Here is an 18380-nt window from a genome sequence, read left to right as displayed (position 1 = left end):
TCCAGGATTTTCATCAATGCGGAGATGCCGTCGTCCACATAGGTGAAGCATCGTTTCTGATGACCGCCGTCAACAAGGACGATGGGACGTTTCATAAGCAGCTCGGCAATGAATTGTGTGACTACCCTGGAACTCCCCTCCTTGGCCGCATACAGTGAATCCAGCTTGGCCCCAATCCAGTTGAAGGGTCGAAACAGGGTAAATTCGAGGTGTCCCCGTGTACCATGGGCATAGATAACCCGGTCTAAAAGCTGCTTGCAGCACGAATATATCCACCGCTCCTTCTGAATCGGCCCGACCCTTAAAAAACTCTCGTCCTCTTTAAATTCCTGGTCTGTGCAGGCCCCATAGACCTCCGATGTGGAGGGAAACACCACCCGTTTATGATACTTCACACACTGTTTAACGACGCCGAGATTCATTTCGAAATCCAGCTCATAGACGCCGATGGGGTCCTCAACATACAGCTTGGGTGTGGCAATGGCCACAAGAGGCAATATGACGTCGCATTTCTTTACGTGATACTCAATCCATTCTTTATTGATCGCTATATCACCCTCAAGGAAGTGGAAACGTGGGTTATTCACGTCTTCACCGAGACGATCATTGGCGAGGTCCATACCATAGACGCTCCAGTCTGTTTGATTGAGTATCCTGTTGGTCAGATGATGGCCGATAAATCCGTTTACCCCGAGTATTAATATCTTCATGTTAAAACTAATCCTTCCTTACCCTTAAAATAATGAAATATAAGATCGTTTTTCATTCTTGATCCCGCTGTTTCGATATCAACAAGTTTTACCCGCCCCTCACCCGTTCTGACAAAAACATAACTGTTCTCAACCTCTATCTGTCCGGGAAGATGATCGTGAACACCATCTTCTTCGGGAAGCGCCCACCAGATCAATATTTTTTCACCACCGGGCAAAAAGGCAAATGCACCCGGATAGGGCCCGGTTACCGCCCGGATGAGATTATAAATTCTCATTGCCGGCCAGCTCCAGTTTATGCGTCCATCTTCCGGTCTGCGCCCGCCGAAATAGCTCCCTTGTGTCAGATCCTGCGGAATCCGCGGGGCTTTTCCTTCTTTGATAAGGGGGAGGACTTCCTCGAGCAATGTGCCGGCAGTCATGCAGAGCTTGTCATACAGGGTCCGGGCTGTGTCATTAAACTCTATGGTAATGACTTTCTGCCCAACAATATCGCCTGCATCCGGCTTTTCGATCATATGGTGGAGTGTAACCCCCGTCCGTTTCTCCCCATTCACGAGCACCCAATTTACCGGAACTCTTCCCCGATAGGCAGGCAGAAGCGAGCCATGAAGATTGTATGCCCCTGATGCTGGTATGGTTAAGATATCCCGACTGAGCATACTCCGGTAATAAAAGGAAAAGATCACATCGGGAGCAAGACGGGAAACTTGTCGAATCCACTCAGGTACGTTCACATTATCCGGGCAGAATACATCGATATGATTCTTCTTCGCCCATTCGACAACCGAATCGAACCAGCAATTTTCTCCGGGGTCGTCTTTATGGGAAAAAATGGCTGCTATCGTAAAACCCGCGCGTTGCAGGGCTTCAAGTCCGCAAATACCCATATTATGGTAAGCAAATACAACGGCCCTCACTGCATATCCTTTGCATTCTCCGACGAATGGACCTTTTCGATAACGTACTCCGGTCTCTTTCTCACTTCTCTGTAAATCCGGCCAATATATTCCCCTATGATGCCAAAGGCAAAAAACTGCAGGCCCACAAAAACAAACAAAATCGCAAAGAGTGTAAAAACACCCTGAGCAGCCCACAGGGCGCCATACAACAGTCTGGCAACAGCAAGCAAGATACCGAAGCAAACACCCCCCAAAGCCATCCCGATGCCTCCATACATGAGGAGCTTCATGGGAAGATCAGAGAATGATGAGATGAGGTCAAACTGAAGATTGATGAGTTTTCGCAAGGAATAGTTCGTTTTTCCCCCATATCGTTCTTCATGGGCAACCTCAATTTCCGTCACACGCTTCCCGAAAAAGGTCGCCAACGCAGGGATGAATGTTGCGTGCTCGTGACAGGCAATCATGCGCTCGACTACAGGGCGCCGGTAGGCCCGCAGCATGCATCCCCAGTCGGTCATCCTGACCTTCGTGATCCTTCTTGTAACGATATTTATAAGCTTCGAGGGCAGTATCCTGAATAGGGAGTCCTTGCGACTTTTTCTTATCGTACCTACTACATCGTAGTTGCCGTCTTCCATCTCCTTCACAAGCTTCGGTATCTCTTCCGGAGGGTTCTGAAGATCCGCATCTAACGTGATTGTGATATCGCCCCTGACGATTGAAAACCCGGCGAGGATCGCCGCATGTTGTCCGTAATTTCGCACAAGCTCTACAACTTTCACCTCGGGCTGGGTGCTGAAGCTTTTCAATATCGAGAGAGAATCATCCCGGCTCCCGTCATCGATCAGAATTATCTCATAGGGCTTGCCCATGTTTTGCATGACCGGCCGGATACGTTCCATCAATGCATGCAGGTTCTTTTCCTCATTATAGACTGGAATGACCAAAGAAATCATCGGTTGTGAACTCATGAGATTTTCCTTATTCTTGTATATTTCTTGCCCGGTTCAGGCCGCTTTCCGAAAACTAACTTTTCAATATTTCCTTTATCGCTTCACAAACGTAGGATACATCATCATCCGCCATGTCCGGAAACAGAGGCAGTGATATGATCTTACCTGCGGCGTGCTCCGTTTCCGGAAGCATGCCCTCCCCATTCCCGAACTGATTTTTGATATACTGTAAGAGGTGGCAGGCGGGGAAATGAAGACCGTAACCAATATTATACTCAGACAGCTTTTCCATAAAGAGACCCCGATCCATGGACAGAACCTTTATGATGAACAGGTGCCATGCATGAACATGCGGATATTCCGGTATTCCGGGTAACTCGAGACCCGCTGTATCTTTCAGCCCTCCCCTGTAAAGTGCGGCAATCTCGGCTCTCCTGCAATTAATTTCATTTAATCTCGACAGTTGGGCAAGTCCGAGGGCCGCCTGCATGTCGGGAAGATTATATTTGAATCCCGGTTGATGAATGTCATATTCCGGGTTTCCCCCTTTCCCGTAACGCTTCCATGCGTCCCTTTCGATACCGTGAAATCTTAAAAGTCTCAATTGTTTTTCCAGTTTTTCATCACTGTGCGTAATCATGCCGCCTTCGCCGCTGGTGATATTTTTTATCGGGTGAAAAGAAAAAATGGCGATATGGCCGAATCCTCCCGCGTGAACTCCTTTATAATACGTGCCGACGGCATGGGCCGCATCTTCAATGACGGTAAGGTTGTATCGCTCTGCAATTCCCAGAATCCTGTCCATATCGACAGGCGCTCCGGCAAAGTGAACGGGGATTATGGCCTTTGTTTTGGGGCTGATCTTTTCCTCCAACAGCTCCGGATTCATGTTCAAGGTATCATGGTGGATATCAACGAAAACAGGCCTGGCTCCAAGCATGACGATCATATTCACGGTAGAGGCGAATGTCATGGACGGTGTAATAATCTCATCCCCTTCCCCAATCCCCAGGGCAAGAAGCACAAGGTGCATGCCGGCCGTGGCGGAACTTAGAGAAACTGCATGGGATGCTCCCGTCAATTCACGGAATTTATCTTCAAATGCCTTACAGGCAGGTCCGGTGGTAATCCATCCGGATTTAAGGCATTCGACTACCCCTTCAATTTCCCTATCGCCAATAGACGGCCTGGACAGGGGTAAAAAATTCTCTCTAATCTTCATAGTACGTCAGTTATCCTTTTGAAGGTGAACAAGATAATAGTAGCTATTATCCCATAAGACTCTGAGGTTAGGTACTTCTTTTTTCAAATTTTCCATATTCTTATATTTTGTCACGCAGTAGATGTCTTTCTTCTGGTGGTAAAGTCTAAAAAAGTTATCCGAATTAAGGAAATAATGCGATCTTTCTTCAAGAGGCAGTTTTTCTACACCCGTTCTCAATTCACCGATGTCATCAACGATGGGCGTCCTCATTTTACCATAAAAATCGATGCCGTAAAGCGACATCCCGTACTGATAAAGCTCCTGTTCAGCCGGAACATGATCTTTTATAACCTTAACGAGCGGATAGGCCGATTTGTAAGGAGTCAGAAATTGGGACAGGGGGAATACCAGCGAACCCATAAAAAGAAACGAGATTACATAAATGGTCATGAACCAGCCTTTTCCCCATTTTTTCCTGATGAAATCAGGTAAAATTACGATCGATATCTGCAGTAAAATGGGAAAGATCACCCATGGCAACCATGCATACAAAGATATGCCGTGTCTTTTTAGGAAAGGCGGTACGAGAAGCACTGCAATGAACAAAAGAGATTGCAAGAGAACAGGGGAACAATACAGTACTCCCGCTGCCTTACTTTTATCAAGAGCCTTTTCCTGATCATCATGGACCCTGAAAATATGGCCCATAAAAACCGCTAGCGGCAAGAACACGGGAGCAACATAGGGAATAAGTTTGGATGAGGAAACCGAAAAGAATGAAAAAATAACGCCTATCCATGTAAGCAAGAAAATCTTTTCCGTTGACTTAAATTGAAGATACTTTTCTGTGCCGCTTTCTTTGACGGCTTTAAAAAGAAAAGCACACCATGGGAGTGTACCCGCAATTATTATTGGAATATAAAAATAGAACGGCTCTTTCTTAGCATGCATGGTTGTCGTATATCTGAGAAAATGTTCCTGGACGAAAAAAAACCACACAAAGTCTTCATTCGCCATATGAACAAGAATCAGCCATGGACCGGCAACAGCCAAAAAGATCATAATTCCTATGGGTGAGAAAAGCCTAAATATATCACGCCATCTTTTGGAAACCAAAAGCCATATTGCAGTGATGGCAAAGGGAAAGACGATACCGATCAACCCTTTCGCGAGAAAGGCGAGGGCACAGAAAAGATAAAAGAGATAAAGCCTTTTTTTCCCTTCCCCGCCGCCTGAAAAATGCCTGTATCCGGACCATATGGCAAGACAGACGAAGAACGTCAACGGCATATCCAGGATGTTAATCCTTCCGATTATAAAATGATATAAAGACGTCGTTAGAACGGCAGCCGCATAAAATCCCGTTTTTGCATCATGAAAAAAAGTCCCTATGGAATAAACAAGAAGGATGCACCCCCAGGCACACAATGCTGTAAACAGCCTTGCAGAGAATTCATTCTCTCCGAAGATTTTAAATGATAACGCCGTTGCCCAGTAAGACAATGGCGGCTTTTCAAGATAGACGGTTCCCTTTAAATGCGGTGTTACATAATCGCCGGAATGATTCATGGCGCTGGGAATAGCACTATAACGCGCCTCATCCGGCTACATTAACGGCATAACCGTCAGGAGGGTTACATAAAGTATGAATGGTATGATGAAAAAAATGATTTTTTTATTTTTGAATAAATCCATCAGTTATCAGACACAATTCCCGCTCTCAATAAAATAGGTAGTTTAATCTGTTCTTTAACACTTCTTTTCCGATTCTTCCATGGCTTTCTTGAAGCCTTTTATGGCCTTTCCGATTGACATAGAAGCATATTTCCCCTATGTAGATCGTACTGATACTTTTAACATTTTACATCTACGATACTTACCGGCAATAGATAATAGAATGATCATCATTGATGCGCACATACATTTCTCCAGAATAGCCAGCTTCCAGGATACGGCTCTCCGGGAATCAGGTTGTGATTATTCATTAACCGGTCTTCAGGCGGATTTGGCCCGTAATAATATCCGGGCGGCTGTCGGAATGGGACTTCAGGAAACTTCCCTGTTTGGATTTCCCGATGCGGCTGCATCAAATCCGATGGAGTTGGACCTGTCCGACTCATGGCCTGAACAGCTCTATTTCTGCCCCGGGATCAACCCTCATGACCTTTCCGATAATTCTCTGGAAAAGATTGAAAAGGCGCTGCAGAATCCCAGGACCGTCGGCATAAAATTATATCCCGGCTACTATCCATTCTCCGTAACTGATCAGATTTACACTCCAATTTACGAGCTGGCAGCGCAATTCCATCTTCCCGTTGTCATGCACAGCGGCGATACCTTCTCTGAACGAGGGCTTCTCAAATACTCCCATCCCCTGGCAATTGATGAACTTGCTGTAACTCACCGGCAAAATATCTTTGTCATTGCTCACCTGGGAGACCCATGGGTGAAGGAAACGGCAGAGATCGTACGAAAAAACACGAATGTGTGGACCGATATTTCCGGGCTTCTGGTGGGAAGCCGGGCTTATTTACAGGAGGCGGGTTGCGAACCGCTCATACTGAATGAATTTCGCCACGCCCTTTTGTATGCCGCAAGCTGGGATAAAATCCTCTTCGGCACCGATTGGCCTCTGGCGCCTATGGATGTGTATCTCGACTTTGTAGAGAGGATTGTCCCCGAAAAACATCTGGAAAACGTTTTAGGGAAAAATGCATTGAATGTGTTTACCAAAATATCGAATACATAAATCGATTGAAAGAGGTTTTACATGGCCCGTTATCTATACTCCTTGATTCTGATCTCACTTTTTTCTGTGGCCTTGGCTATTTTCCCCTCACCGGTATCTGCGGACTGGACTCCTCTTATTGAGCGCCTCGTAGCCGACAAGTTCGACGAGCAAACGGTAAGAAGGCTCTTTGCCCAGCCTGGTGTAAAGTTTGATCCGGGCGCCATGTCATGCAAGCTCAAGGAACTCATAAAAAAACGAGACAAAAAGCCTGATGCTGCCTATGCCCGCAAGTACAGGGCTGCTTATGCCCGCTTCTTAAGACCGGAAGTGATTGCCGGGGCGCGCTCCTATGCGCAGAGAAACGATGTGACATTGCGGAAGATAACGAATGACTACTGTGTTCCGAAGGAGATTGTCGTATCAATTTTGCTTGTTGAAACCGAGCTTGGCAAAAACATGGGCAACCGTGGCGCCTTCAATACACTGGCGAGCATGGCTTTGAGTTCCGATCTGGAAACGATCCGCCCCTATCTTGCGCCTGATCTGATTACTGAGAGAAATGAGGATTACGCAAGGAAACGCTGCCGCCAGAAGGCCGATTGGGCTTATTCAGAGCTCAAAGCCCTGATCAGATACGCCTCGGGAAGAGGTATCGATCCGCTCGGCATTCCCGGTTCACTGTATGGCGCAATCGGGATTTGTCAGTTTATGCCCACACAGATCTCCGCGTATGGAATCGACGCGGATAAGGACGGGCATATCAACCTCTTTTCAGAGGATGATGCCCTTTACAGTGTCGCCAATTACCTGCGCGCCCACGGCTGGAGGTGCGGTATCAGCGCGAAGAGGCAGTACCGCGTAATCCTTGCATACAACCATAGCAATATCTACGCTAGTACCGTTCTGGGTGTGGCCGGAAAGCTAAAGCAGAAAGGCGGAGATAAACCGGTTACGAAATTGGAATAATTGGCATTATGGAACTGGATTTCTCATTATTGACATATGTGAGGAACTATCCTATGCTCCCATCAGTATAAAAAAACAAACAAAGAGAGGTGAACCATGAAAAGAATATTAATTGTTGTACTCGCGATTTTTTTTGCTCTGACCGTCTCAGGTTGTGGCAAGGGTAAGGAAGAAGGCAAAGGAGAAAAGGCCAAGGGAGATACCCTGATGGCAAAGGAGATGTCGGTAACGGTAGTGAGCAGCTCCGGTGGGCATACCAATCAATCGAAGCTCTATATGAAAGCCGACAAGGTCCGTATGGAGAATGAGATGGCAGGAGGATCATATACAATTGTCCGTCGGGATTTGAAAAAGGTCTGGATGGTCATGCCGCCCAGCAAGACATATATGGAGATGGCCGAAGGTAAGAAGGAGGATGCAGCCATTCCGGAAGATAAAGTGAAGGGGGAAGTCAGCCGGAAGGTTGTCGGCAGCGAGACGATTGACGGGCACCCCTGCACAAAATATGAAGTTACCGTAAAGGTGGATGATAAGACCATGAACACCTATCAGTGGATGGCAACAGACATAAACTTCCCCGTTAAAGCAGCATCGGTGGATGGGAGCTGGTCCATGGAATATAAGGATATCAAATTGGGATCTCAGCCCGACAGTCTGTTTGAGCTGCCGGCAGGGTACCAAAAGATGTCCATACCGTCAATGCCGCCAGGTGTAGGTAAAAAGTAATAAGTTTTGTAGTGGAAACCTATATATTAATGTAGGAAAAGGGGTCATCTATGACCCCTTTTTTTATTCATCTCTTTTTTCAGGTAAGGGGGCAGTTGCACTATTTATCCACTATCCCCCATCAATCCATTGCTATTCAGGGGATAGCTGCTTACTTGACTCAATAGAGGATATCCGATCAGATACATTAAGCCTACAATGCAGGCAGCGAAAACAAGAAATGTGACTAATCCAATCATAATTTATCTTTCCTTAACACTTAACGCCCAGCTTGAGGAGCGTGTGTGGAGCGGCAGCGTAACACACGTCCCTCTCAAAGCTGTTGTTGGGTAATCAGCGGTTTATTGTAACTACACAATTCTATTCAATTTCCAATTTTTCTTTTTTATAAAAGGGATTATCCAGCGTTCATCCCTGCTGTGGAAAACATACCTACTCGCATTATGAACCGTTCTTCGATTCATTTCTTTTACTACTTGGGTAGATGCCTGAATGAAATTACGAGGCAAATCTATCCTCCAAGTTGCCCATAAAACAACATGGCTTGAAATTGGAAAGGAGATCTCTGAATCCCTTCTTCCAACACCCATTCCTGTAAAATAAAAAACAGGATTGTCGCATGTTAAGAAAACTGGCTGTTGGTCAAATTCCCAAAATACCCAGGTCATTGCTTTAATTGTCTCGACAATTCTTGGAGTCCGTTCAGGAGGGATATTTTCTAACCAAATTTCTTTCGGCGGATCTACAGCATAGGTCGCCAAAATATCATCTATTTCTCTCTTTCTCTTTTCTAGAAATTCAGCTTTTTCAGGCTTATCGTCAAGAATATTGCCTAAATCGGCGCTCATTTTTTTGGCTATTCCATCTGCTAGGCGTGGAGCCATCTTTTTCAAATCTTCTTTAGCACGCGGAACCCGTTTCCACATCACTGCCATGTATTCTGCAAATATATATTTATCATCATCATTGATTTGATGCCGACTGCGTATTTTATCAAGTACTGTATTTGCGGGTCCTTCAATATCATTCGCCAAATATTGTTCTATATCCTCAGAATAGAAGTTTGTAATATTTGCCAAGCCCTTAATTTGTGTATTAAATTTAGTACCAGTACCCTTTTCATAAGCCCAAAGCATATTGTCTTCAGATTCTGTAAATCCTTTTAGATAATATTGAGGAAGGTAGTGATGCCCCATTAAAATAATCCGTGCCTATTTCTGCCCAACGCTAAGGCTCACCGGGAGCCAGGTTTATCGGCGATCCGGTGGAGCCGATTGTTGGACGCTCAGTTTTATTTGTTTTAATCTCCTCTTGGCAACCAGCCTTTTGCATTCATTGGCGGAATGGGTATGCCTTTTTTTTTCAGGTGGTTTATTATTTTCTCTGCACGTTCTCCGGGCCAACCATCCCAGTTACCATTCCAACAGGTCATGCAAACTTCAATTTGGTAACTATCTATCCATTTGCCGTCATAAATATGTTCTTCAAACTGAAACTTCTTACCACAGGTAAAGCAATGATGAGTCTTTTTGTCCTCAGTCATTTTAATAATCCTCCAAGGAGAGATGACGATAGGGTAATGGTCTTTATCATTCGGGTTGATCCTAATTTGCCTTATGGTTTTTATTTATCATCACGCTAATATCGCGCATCAGCGGCACGGACGGCAGCCCGCGTCTACCTGCATGCCTTTGTTGGATGGTCATGCATTCAGAACGAAATCCAAGAATTTCTCTGTTATCCTATATATAGGTGCATTTGAGACAGTCACATCTATAATGTATCCGTGATTTTCCAAGACTGCAATTTTTCCTTTCAGATTCTGATGCTGGGTCTCAAAGTAAAAGAATCGAGGTTGTTGGCTATTGAATATGACTTTGTTGCTTGGGAGTATAACGAATTCTCTTATAGAAGAATTCTCATGCCTTGTGAAGTCCGCTTTCATTTCAGAAATCAATTCTGGCATCTGATCTTTAACTTTCTTGAAAGTATCCTTCGCCTTCTTGGTATTTTCAGTGTCGCGACGCCGATCTGTATATTTCGATGCGAAATAGTTACCTGCGGCACCAGTAGCGGCACCAATCAGGAACGTTACGAAATATGATGCCCAGGATTCCAATGCTTTCCTTTCATCGAACAATTAATATACGAACTTTGCTTTTCCCGGTATTTTGAGTATCAAGATAATACAGCTTCTTTTTCCTTGAAAGGAAAACACCTCATAATTATAAGCGCATAACTGTCTACATCATTTCGTATATTATGATAATACCGGATAAAAGCGAACTTCGTAAAACAAGGGATATTTGTCCAATGCCGCTCTGCAAGAGTTGCTTCCAGAGTTTCCAGAAGGTACCTTTGAATAAGGAAAGCTAATGAACACTCGCCATTTACCTTGTTCATTTCAGCGAGTGAAATCTATTCTGCGACAAATTTAAATTCTATCGGCAGTCTTAAAATTCGTTTCGCCTCATAATAGGTCACAAATTGATCGGTTGTCACTTTGGGTCTGGAACTGAAAGGGCACGGCATATCTTGATCGCAAGTCTGTCAGATATTTCTGTATGACGCGGAACAGCCTCGATTTTTCCGGTGTTGGGATTGATCCAAAGAGAGTGCGCGCTACCCTCGCGTTTCAGGAAACACCCGTACCGCCCAGATGTTTGAGTAGTTCATTCCTTTTCATCCCACTGAAATCACTTCTCTCGTAGCGTCTGCCGGAATGCCCCGAAGCGCATCTTCCCGTCTATCTTCCAGAATCAAATCAATGGCTTCTGACAGGTTTTTCAGACATTCATCTTTTGTCCTGCCTTGTCAGTTCGCGCCAGGAATCTCTAAACAGTATGCGATAAACCAGTCACCGTCTTGTTCGACTATGGCTGTGAATTCGTTATGCATAACGTTCACTCTTTTGTTTTTTTACTAATATTTATCCAATGTCATTGACTTAAGCACTTTGCCCCCCCTCTTTTTTAAAGAGGGGGTTGGGGGAGATTTTACGGAATGCAATTAAAATCCCCCTGAATCCCCCTTTGCAAAGGGGGAATTGAAAGAAATAATATTCTTAAGTCAACGACATTGAATATTTATCTGATCTTCCGGTCAATCTCCCCTTTTTCCAGCATAAGAATAATTGTGCAATTACAATCAGAATGCCCGTCACGGCCTCAGGGCTTCAGGGACTGCTAAGGGGACATCGAGCGGTTTTATATACTTATTAACAAGATCAGTCGTATTTTTGACGTTCAGTTTTCCGAACAGGAATGAGAACTGGTTTTCCAGTTCATCACCGATCGCCCGCAACGCTTCTTTCGGAAGATGCCAGAGCTCTTTTTTAAAAGGGCCGAACCCCTTTTTCCGTGTCTTATAGATAAACTGCTCTTCCGTATCCGTGTCTATTTTCTCGCTTACAAGTTCAGTTTTTATATACTGATATATCTGATCCTTGAGTGTTCCTGGCAGGTGTTTGCTGTCATAGATCATATTCTGAAATCCCGTTGCCAGGTGGATTTCGGCAGTGCCGGTCGTCGGAAATTTATCAAACGCCTCATTGGGAAGGGTCGAAGCCCCGTGCTGGACGGCGCCGGAAAGACCAAAATCCGCTTTCGCGACTTCGGAGAGTTTTTCCAGGGTATCGAAGTCCAGCTTGACCTTGGCGATACTTCCATCGGGTAGAGGAACTCCTCCATGGGTGGTACCTGACTGCACACTGATCTTGCTGATGCCCTTCATATCTTCGCCGTTCTTGCGGAGATCTTCTAAATAGCCGGCCATAAAGACCCGCAATTCTTCAACGGTGCTGTTTTTCCCTCCAACCTCCCCGATCTCGCCGCCGACGGAGATCGTCATATCGGCGGGTTCCAGATCCCGGATCATGGTGGTCAGCTCTGCCGCGAGGCTGTAATTCGTTTTCTGCTGCTCCGCCACTGTTGGTTTTGATAAATCCACCAGCGTTGAGGTATCGATATCGATATTGTAAAACCCCGCCTCGATGGCTTCCCAGATCAGGTCTTTGACTTTCTGAACTTCTTTAGCCGGATCGGATGCAAATTTTTTCGCATTTACCTGGAAATGATCGCCCTGCAGAAAGAGATGTCCCCGGTATCCGACTTTAATCGCAGCGGCAATTACCGCACAGGTGTACTCCTCAGGACGCTGAGCAGTGTAGTCAATTTCAGAACGGGCAATCTCAAAAATCACGGGGCCGACATTGCCCTTCATGGCGGCGCGCAAAACGGCTTGAGCAACATCATAGGTGAGGGCTCGGATGTTAATGGCCGGTACGGTAAAACCGGACACCTCCTTACGACCCATTGCCTCATAGAGTGGCTGGATAGATGTTGAAAAAACACCCAGGGCCGCTCCGCTCCTCCGGATCAACCACCGGGCGGCCTTCCCTGTCTCTTCCTGAGGACTGAATACTACCGTAAAGATCAGATCGTCAATGAGTGAATCCCGGAGCTTTTCCGCATCCAGCACCTTTACATCACCATCCGAAATCTTCAGAACCCCGTCAAAACCTTTTTTCAACTGAGCGATGCTCTCATAGATCGTTGCCATAGCATTTGCCCTCCACCATTAGCTATTAGCCATTAGCAAGAAATTCCTTCGCCTTTTCCACCTCAAAACGGCTCCCGATATATATCGGACAACGCTGATTAAGATCCTCCACCGTGATGGACAGGATATCCTGTTTGCCATTCGTGGCCATACCGCCGGCCTGTTCGATGATGAACGCCATGGGCTGAAGCTCAAACAGAAGCCTCAATTTTCCCTTGGGGCTCTTCTTGAGAGCAGGGTAGGTAAAGATACCTCCTCTTTTGATTAAGACCTGATTGATATCCGGCACAAACCCACCGCTGTAGCGGAGCTTGTACCCTTCCGTCTCCAGAAATTCTATGTACTTGAGGTGTTCCGGGGTCCAGTCTCTTCTCAATCCTCCCAGGCTGTATATGTCTCCTCGTTCCTTTAAAATTATGTTTTCCTCGGAAAGGACATACTCCCCTTCTCTGTTCAACACAAATTCATGGGTTCCCTTTCCCGCAGAATAGACCATCGTAATCAGAGGGCCATACGTGATGTACGTGGCTGCTGCCAATGTTTTTCTTCCTTCGGCTAACATAGACTCTGTATGAATGCCGATGATTGTTCCTATGGACAGATTTGTATCCACCAAAGAAGAACCGTCCAGAGGGTCCGCAGTGATGAAATATTTTTCGTCTCCCCTGCCGATCTGAACTACTGAATCCTGTTCTTCTGATGCATATTCCCTGACAAACCCTGAATATTCGAGTTGGTTCTTGAGAATTTCGTCGGCACTTCTATCCAGATTCAGTTGATCTTCATCAAAGATGTTCTTAAATCCGGCCAGTTTCCGGTTTGATTCATGAATCTTGGCGGAGATGTATTTGCCCATAACAGCAATTTGCCATATGAGCCTGCGCAATTCAATTTCCACCCCGGCTTTCCACATGTGGCGACGCAGATCGACGGTAAATTTTGTGTAGTCCGAAATGCCCTCTCCCATGGCTGTCCATCCTTTTAATTTTTTTACTTTTTGTAACAATAAATTATGATTTTGACAAGTACATTTTTCATACCGGCATGAGAGGAAACAAATTGTAACGCTTAACCGGATGTGTTAGTAACCTATACCCAATGTCATTGACTTAAGAATATTATCTCTTTTAAGTCCCCCTTTGTAAAGGGGGATTCAGGGGGATTTTAATTGCATTCCGTAAAATCTCCCCCCAACCCCTCTTTAGAAAAGAGGGGAGTCAAAGTGCTTAAGTCAATGACATTGAACCTATACCTTAAATTTCATTTAAGGGGGGGTGCTGGTGCCTCCATAGGGCATGAGGTTTTTTTTATGAAGACGTCAGGAGATGACAAATGACAAGAGGAGAAGCGATTGAGTTATTAAATCAGTATATTAAGAATGAGAGAATGTTGAATCATTGTTACGCCTCGGAAGCGGTGATGAAGGCTCTGGCACGAAGGCTGGGAAAAAATGAGGAGGAATGGGGGATTACCGGATTGCTCCATGATTTGGATTTGGAAATCACAAACGCTGATCTATCCATCCATACACGGGAGACAGAGAAAATTCTCAGCGAAAAAGGAGTTGATCCTGAAATTATCGACGCGATCAAAATGCACAATGAAGAAGCCTGGGGCATGAAAAGGAATACAGTATTTCATCATGCACTGGCTGCAGGCGAGACCGTCACCGGAATGATTGTCGCCGCCGCACTTGTTTATCCCGATAAAAAACTGGCAAGCGTTAAGGCAAAGTCGGTGACCAAGAGAATGAAGGAAAAGGCCTTTGCGGCATCCGTCAATCGGGATACGATCATGGAATGTGAACGCATCGGGCTTCCGTTGGATGAATTCGTTGAGATATGTTTGCAGGCGATGAAAGAGATCAGCGATCAGCTGGGATTATAATCAAACACTACGCACGGGAGGAAAATAATGGGAAAGTCATACAGAATCGCTGTTATTCCGGGAGACGGAACAGGACCTGAGGTTATTGCGGAAGGATTGAAGGTCCTCAAGGCTGCATCGGCAAAGTTCGGCTTCGGACTGGATCTGTCCCATTATGATTTGGGCGGCGAGCGATATAAACGTACCGGTGAGGTAATGAGCGACGAAACCCTTGAAGAGCTGAGGAAGTATGACGCAATCTATCTGGGCGCCATCGGCCACCCCGATGTTAAACCAGGCATCCTTGAAAAAGGCATTTTGCTTAAACTCCGGTTCGGCCTTGACCAGTACATAAATCTGAGGCCTGTCATACTTTATCCGGGAGTGGATACACCTTTGAAAGACAAGAAACCGGAAGACATTGATTTTGTTGTTGTGCGGGAAAACAGCGAAGGCCTGTACACCGGCGCTGGTGGGTTTTTGAAGAGAGGCACGCCTGACGAGGTCGCGACCCAGGAATCCATAAACACGCGCAAGGGTGTGGAGCGATGCGTGAGATTCGCTTTTGAATATTGCCGCAAGCGCAACAAGGCAAAGAAACTGACGCTTTGCGGCAAGACGAACGTACTGACGTACGCATTCGACCTGTGGGAAAGGACATTCTATGAAGTAGCCAAAGAATATCCCGAGATAAAGACCGACTACGCCCATGTGGATGCAACCTGCATGTGGATGGTAAAGAATCCCGAATGGTTCGACGTTATCGTGACGGACAACATGTTTGGCGACATCATAACCGACCTGGGAGCAATGATCCAGGGAGGCATGGGAATAGCCGCAGGCGGCAATATAAATCCCCAGGGCGTTTCCATGTTCGAACCCATAGGCGGTTCAGCACCCAAATATACGGGGCTCTCCGTAGTCAATCCTTTGGCCGCCATCATGGCTGGTCAGATGATGCTGGAAACATTGGGGGAAGATGCTGCAGCAATGGCAGTAGAAAAAGCCGTAATGAAGGTTGTCAAAGAAAAAATTAAAAGCCTCACCGCCGGTCAAATGGGTTATTCAACCAGCGAGGTTGGCGATCTTGTGGCCGGTTTGATTTAGGTCCGGGGAAAGACCCTGGCCGGTTCTTTCCCCGAATCCCGACTCTTTCCTTCATATCCTTTCAAAAAAGACCGCTTTTGAAGATCCCCTCAGCCTGCTGCGGTGAATCTTCGATCCTTATGAAAATCATTAATCTTATTTACCCACTGCGGATTCAAATCGGTAAACGAAGCCATTTACTTTTAAAGTTACTCGAAAAAATTCCGATATACAAAATATAATGAGTTCGTAAAATGTCGTCATTCCGGCGAAAGCCGGAATCCAGAGTAAATGTAACTACTGGAAAGAACTGGATTCCGGATCAAGTCCGGAATGACAAAGTAGGGATGAAATTAGACTTATTACGAAACCATCAATACTAGTCAATAAACAGAAATTATCAGGCCTCAAATATCGGGAAAAACTGTGGGATCCTATTTTAAAAGAAAATGACAACTATTATAAAAGAATCAATGCGTTCAGGATTTTCGAACTTGTTTGTCACTATTTTCATTTGTGTCTTTACGTTACCATCATTATTATTTGCCGAAGAACCAGTACGGACATATGATAGACAGTCCATTCGATACCCTTCCATGGACACAGGACAGGTCTGGGCAAAGATCAGAAAAAATTCATATTCAAATCTCAATAAAGAATCTCAACTCGGGAAAAATGACATCACCCAAGACAAAGAAACAAAAAGGGTAAAAAAATTACCCTCCAAAACGTCACGCCCGACACGTCAAAGCGAAAGTCAAATAACTTCGCGTCAGACAGATAAAAAAGAGAATAAAAATAAGTCCTTAAATAAAACCTCTCAACTGACAAAGGTAAACTTTACAGAGGGAATAACGTCAGAAATACCAAAATCGAATCCGGGCGGAGAAGATCGGCACGATGAACAAGAACTAAATGATTCAGAAGTGCCTAAATCCAATCAATCCGGAAAAAATTGGAATTATCGGCAAGCACTCTATAATTCAGAAATGACAAAATCGAAGCAACCCGGGATAAATTGGAATTATAAGCAAGTACTTTATGATGTGGACTGCAGCCAAAAAAAGGCAAGGGCTCTCGTTACCTATTATTTTGATAAAAGTGATAAGCCTTTAGGATTAAAGCAAACCCCCGATGCGAAATGGTACCACATTTATCCTCGATCATTTGAAGAACAACTCTATACGGAAATTTGTCATCCCCGGTAAAAGATAACATTTCATCCCTGATTATATCCCGACGCAGGTAAGGCTTTTATACATTAAAATACCTGCTCATTAATTCTTTAACCTGCGCCTTCTCTTTATCATCGCCTCCAAGTTTTTCAACAATTAACGGCAGCCACTTGTCCCAGTCGGAGGCAGTAAAATTCCGACGTATGTCATTATATAATTCCTCTGAAAGATCATGGTAACTCAAGAGACTCCACAATACCTCTATTTTTATTTCATATTCAGGTGAAGTCTTCCACAGGTCGTATAGGAAATTTTTGACGTCGGGGTGAGACTTAAATTGGCGCAGCAGCGTTAGTGCAAATTGGCGAAGAGAAAGTACCTTTCCTTTTGAAGAAGCGATTTCTTTTAATAACTCTTTATCACCCTCCCTTATCTCTTCACGACAATAATTTATTAAAGGAGAAGAGTTCAAGTAGTACAGCAGTGCGTTGTCAATCTCTTCCCCATCCCTCAAATCCTGGATTGCTTTTTTTGCTGCATATCGATTTAGAATTTCTTGCTGCCCTGTATTCATTATAGTTTCCATCTTACCAATAAGTTCATATTTTTACACTATCTCCCGCCGGAATCTTTTTAAAAAAGAGGATGACATACGCTTGCCGGCGGACTTATTGAGAAGGTTCATGACCCATCATGAAGTCTTTGTAGTGAGGATATTCCTCTTCTATTTTTTTGCTGATGTCGTCACGTTTTTTATGCCTCGACAATTTCAAGAATTTCCACTCATCCTCTGTAAGGGTTTCGCCATGAGCCAAACCTATTCCTAATTCTGAACATAGCGCATCAGCAGCCTTTACAATGAGGACTGTTTTTTTCAACTCGGTATCCGTTACTATTTCCAAAAGGTCTTCCCTGTGGTGGTTCGCTATCACGAATGACAGGTTAGCGGGAAGATTCCATTGATTAGCAACATATTCGCCGACATCGCAGTGATCAAACCCGATCACCCTCAGTTCAGCCTCCATGAAAGAGATATTCTGCTCTTTCACTACGCGTATTACCTCGGCATATTTTTCTCGCATGGTAAGATTTATTACAACCTTGCCGACATCGTGGAGGAGACCATGGATGAGCGGCTCTCCTGAAGCAATGAGCCCTGTTTCATTGGCAATCACCGTTGAGCCTACCGATACCGCCATATTATGCTCCCACAGCAACCGGTCGGTATTACCCGGCATCCGAAGTAAATCTTTTAACGATGCAGCAAATATAAGAGCTTTAATTGTGTTGAATCCGATTCGAATAATCGCATCAGTGACATCACCGACACTTCTGCCTCTCCTGTAGTAAGGCGAATTGGCTATTCTCAGGAGTCTGGAAGAAAAAGACTGATCCAGAGAAATAACCTTTTTCAGTTCTTCCAGCGATGAAGAATCATCGGCAATGATCTGTAAGATTCTTGAAGCGACAACAGGAAGTGAAGGAATATCTGAAATAA

Annotated in this window: 18 protein-coding genes and 1 pseudogene; 7 read left to right on the top strand and 12 right to left on the bottom strand. The window is 45.0% G+C overall.

The genetic code is table 11. The features are described from left to right. The 5 genes from NTW12_08955 to NTW12_08935 form a co-directional block, all read right to left on the bottom strand. A partial coding sequence (locus NTW12_08955; GenBank protein MCX5846470.1) for a bifunctional UDP-4-keto-pentose/UDP-xylose synthase occupies window positions 1–710 on the bottom strand: 710 nt, incomplete at its 3' end. Beyond that, window positions 707–1630, bottom strand: coding sequence for a formyltransferase (locus NTW12_08950; GenBank protein ID MCX5846469.1), 924 nt, complete (start codon window positions 1628–1630; stop codon window positions 707–709). The genes NTW12_08950 and NTW12_08955, both read right to left, overlap by 4 nt. Further along, window positions 1627–2586: a glycosyltransferase gene (locus NTW12_08945; protein ID MCX5846468.1), complete on the bottom strand. Its 960-nt coding sequence runs from the start codon at window positions 2584–2586 to the stop codon at window positions 1627–1629. The genes NTW12_08950 and NTW12_08945 overlap by 4 nt, the downstream gene beginning before the upstream one ends. 55 nt (window positions 2587–2641) lie before the next feature. Then, window positions 2642–3790, bottom strand: coding sequence for an aminotransferase class I/II-fold pyridoxal phosphate-dependent enzyme (locus NTW12_08940; GenBank protein MCX5846467.1), 1149 nt, complete (start codon window positions 3788–3790; stop codon window positions 2642–2644). Between the two features lie 6 nt (window positions 3791–3796). Further along, entirely contained in the window at window positions 3797–5341 is a 1545-nt protein-coding gene (locus tag NTW12_08935; GenBank protein ID MCX5846466.1) for a glycosyltransferase family 39 protein, read from the bottom strand. A 328-nt stretch (window positions 5342–5669) separates the two neighbouring features. Here NTW12_08935 and NTW12_08930 point away from each other — a divergent pair, with 328 nt between their 5' ends. The 3 genes from NTW12_08930 (at window position 5670) to NTW12_08920 (ending at window position 8195) form a co-directional block, all read left to right on the top strand. Next, a complete protein-coding gene (locus tag NTW12_08930; GenBank protein MCX5846465.1) occupies window positions 5670–6521 on the top strand; it encodes an amidohydrolase family protein in 852 nt (283 codons plus the stop codon). A gap of 21 nt (window positions 6522–6542) precedes the next feature. Then, window positions 6543–7469: a lytic murein transglycosylase gene (locus NTW12_08925; protein MCX5846464.1), complete on the top strand. Its 927-nt coding sequence runs from the start codon at window positions 6543–6545 to the stop codon at window positions 7467–7469. Between the two features lie 96 nt (window positions 7470–7565). Then, window positions 7566–8195 (top strand): DUF4412 domain-containing protein, encoded by a 630-nt coding sequence (locus NTW12_08920; GenBank protein ID MCX5846463.1) that lies wholly within the window; start codon window positions 7566–7568, stop codon window positions 8193–8195. A gap of 350 nt (window positions 8196–8545) precedes the next feature. Here the strand turns inward: NTW12_08920 and NTW12_08915 are convergent, their stop codons facing one another. Both NTW12_08915 and NTW12_08910 read right to left on the bottom strand, forming a co-directional pair. Then, a complete protein-coding gene (locus NTW12_08915; GenBank protein ID MCX5846462.1) occupies window positions 8546–9391 on the bottom strand; it encodes a DUF4238 domain-containing protein in 846 nt (281 codons plus the stop codon). Between the two features lie 104 nt (window positions 9392–9495). Beyond that, a complete protein-coding gene (locus NTW12_08910; GenBank protein ID MCX5846461.1) occupies window positions 9496–9738 on the bottom strand; it encodes a hypothetical protein in 243 nt (80 codons plus the stop codon). A gap of 378 nt (window positions 9739–10116) precedes the next feature. Between NTW12_08910 and NTW12_08905 the strand changes: the two genes are divergently transcribed. Then, entirely contained in the window at window positions 10117–10299 is a 183-nt protein-coding gene (locus NTW12_08905) for a hypothetical protein (protein MCX5846460.1), read from the top strand. Between the two features lie 394 nt (window positions 10300–10693). On the opposite strand, the pseudogene NTW12_08900 reads toward NTW12_08905, so the two are convergent. From NTW12_08900 to NTW12_08890, 3 genes and pseudogenes are all read right to left on the bottom strand, one after another. Beyond that, window positions 10694–10881 (bottom strand): annotated as a pseudogene (locus NTW12_08900) (addiction module toxin, HicA family). A 473-nt stretch (window positions 10882–11354) separates the two neighbouring features. Continuing rightward, complete coding sequence (locus NTW12_08895) at window positions 11355–12755, bottom strand: class II fructose-bisphosphate aldolase (protein ID MCX5846459.1); 1401 nt, start codon at window positions 12753–12755, stop codon at window positions 11355–11357. Between the two features lie 25 nt (window positions 12756–12780). Beyond that, on the bottom strand, window positions 12781–13722 hold the full coding sequence (locus NTW12_08890; GenBank protein ID MCX5846458.1) for a fructose-1,6-bisphosphatase: 942 nt from the start codon (window positions 13720–13722) through the stop codon (window positions 12781–12783). A gap of 365 nt (window positions 13723–14087) precedes the next feature. Here NTW12_08890 and NTW12_08885 point away from each other — a divergent pair, with 365 nt between their 5' ends. From NTW12_08885 to NTW12_08875, 3 genes are all read left to right on the top strand, one after another. After that, a complete protein-coding gene (locus NTW12_08885) occupies window positions 14088–14642 on the top strand; it encodes an HDIG domain-containing protein (GenBank protein MCX5846457.1) in 555 nt (184 codons plus the stop codon). Window positions 14643–14669: 27 nt separating this feature from the next. After that, window positions 14670–15728 carry a 3-isopropylmalate dehydrogenase gene (locus tag NTW12_08880; protein ID MCX5846456.1) on the top strand — a complete coding sequence of 353 codons (1059 nt, stop codon included), beginning with the start codon at window positions 14670–14672 and terminating at the stop codon, window positions 15726–15728. 575 nt (window positions 15729–16303) lie between these two features. Further along, on the top strand, window positions 16304–16915 hold the full coding sequence (locus NTW12_08875; protein ID MCX5846455.1) for a hypothetical protein: 612 nt from the start codon (window positions 16304–16306) through the stop codon (window positions 16913–16915). Window positions 16916–16961: 46 nt separating this feature from the next. Here NTW12_08875 and NTW12_08870 read toward each other — a convergent pair whose 3' ends face one another. Further along, on the bottom strand, window positions 16962–17456 hold the full coding sequence (locus NTW12_08870) for a hypothetical protein (protein ID MCX5846454.1): 495 nt from the start codon (window positions 17454–17456) through the stop codon (window positions 16962–16964). A 94-nt stretch (window positions 17457–17550) separates the two neighbouring features. Further along, on the bottom strand, window positions 17551–18380 hold an 830-nt coding region (locus NTW12_08865), incomplete at its 5' end, for an HDOD domain-containing protein (protein MCX5846453.1).

This window comes from Deltaproteobacteria bacterium (genome assembly GCA_026388545.1).
Lineage (GTDB): Bacteria > Desulfobacterota > Syntrophia > Syntrophales > UBA2185 > JAPLJS01.
The sequence above is the reverse complement of the archived record's forward strand: the minus strand, read 5'-3'. Positions and strand labels throughout refer to the sequence as shown.

Excerpts from the sequence above, each read along its gene's own strand:
- NTW12_08920 (MCX5846463.1), top strand. The coding sequence starts at position 7,566 with ATGAAAAGAATATTAATTGTTGTACTCGCGATTTTTTTTGCTCTGACC.
- NTW12_08930 (MCX5846465.1), top strand. The coding sequence starts at position 5,670 with ATGATCATCATTGATGCGCACATACATTTCTCCAGAATAGCCAGCTTC.
- NTW12_08910 (MCX5846461.1), bottom strand. The coding sequence starts at position 9,738 with ATGACTGAGGACAAAAAGACTCATCATTGCTTTACCTGTGGTAAGAAG.
- NTW12_08940 (MCX5846467.1), bottom strand. The coding sequence starts at position 3,790 with ATGAAGATTAGAGAGAATTTTTTACCCCTGTCCAGGCCGTCTATTGGC.
- NTW12_08925 (MCX5846464.1), top strand. The coding sequence starts at position 6,543 with ATGGCCCGTTATCTATACTCCTTGATTCTGATCTCACTTTTTTCTGTG.
- NTW12_08905 (MCX5846460.1), top strand. The coding sequence starts at position 10,117 with ATGCCTTGTGAAGTCCGCTTTCATTTCAGAAATCAATTCTGGCATCTG.
- NTW12_08945 (MCX5846468.1), bottom strand. The coding sequence starts at position 2,586 with ATGAGTTCACAACCGATGATTTCTTTGGTCATTCCAGTCTATAATGAG.
- NTW12_08890 (MCX5846458.1), bottom strand. The coding sequence starts at position 13,722 with ATGGGAGAGGGCATTTCGGACTACACAAAATTTACCGTCGATCTGCGT.
- NTW12_08870 (MCX5846454.1), bottom strand. The coding sequence starts at position 17,456 with ATGAATACAGGGCAGCAAGAAATTCTAAATCGATATGCAGCAAAAAAA.
- NTW12_08935 (MCX5846466.1), bottom strand. The coding sequence starts at position 5,341 with ATGAATCATTCCGGCGATTATGTAACACCGCATTTAAAGGGAACCGTC.
- NTW12_08915 (MCX5846462.1), bottom strand. The coding sequence starts at position 9,391 with ATGGGGCATCACTACCTTCCTCAATATTATCTAAAAGGATTTACAGAA.
- NTW12_08880 (MCX5846456.1), top strand. The coding sequence starts at position 14,670 with ATGGGAAAGTCATACAGAATCGCTGTTATTCCGGGAGACGGAACAGGA.
- NTW12_08895 (MCX5846459.1), bottom strand. The coding sequence starts at position 12,755 with ATGGCAACGATCTATGAGAGCATCGCTCAGTTGAAAAAAGGTTTTGAC.
- NTW12_08875 (MCX5846455.1), top strand. The coding sequence starts at position 16,304 with ATGGACACAGGACAGGTCTGGGCAAAGATCAGAAAAAATTCATATTCA.
- NTW12_08885 (MCX5846457.1), top strand. The coding sequence starts at position 14,088 with ATGACAAGAGGAGAAGCGATTGAGTTATTAAATCAGTATATTAAGAAT.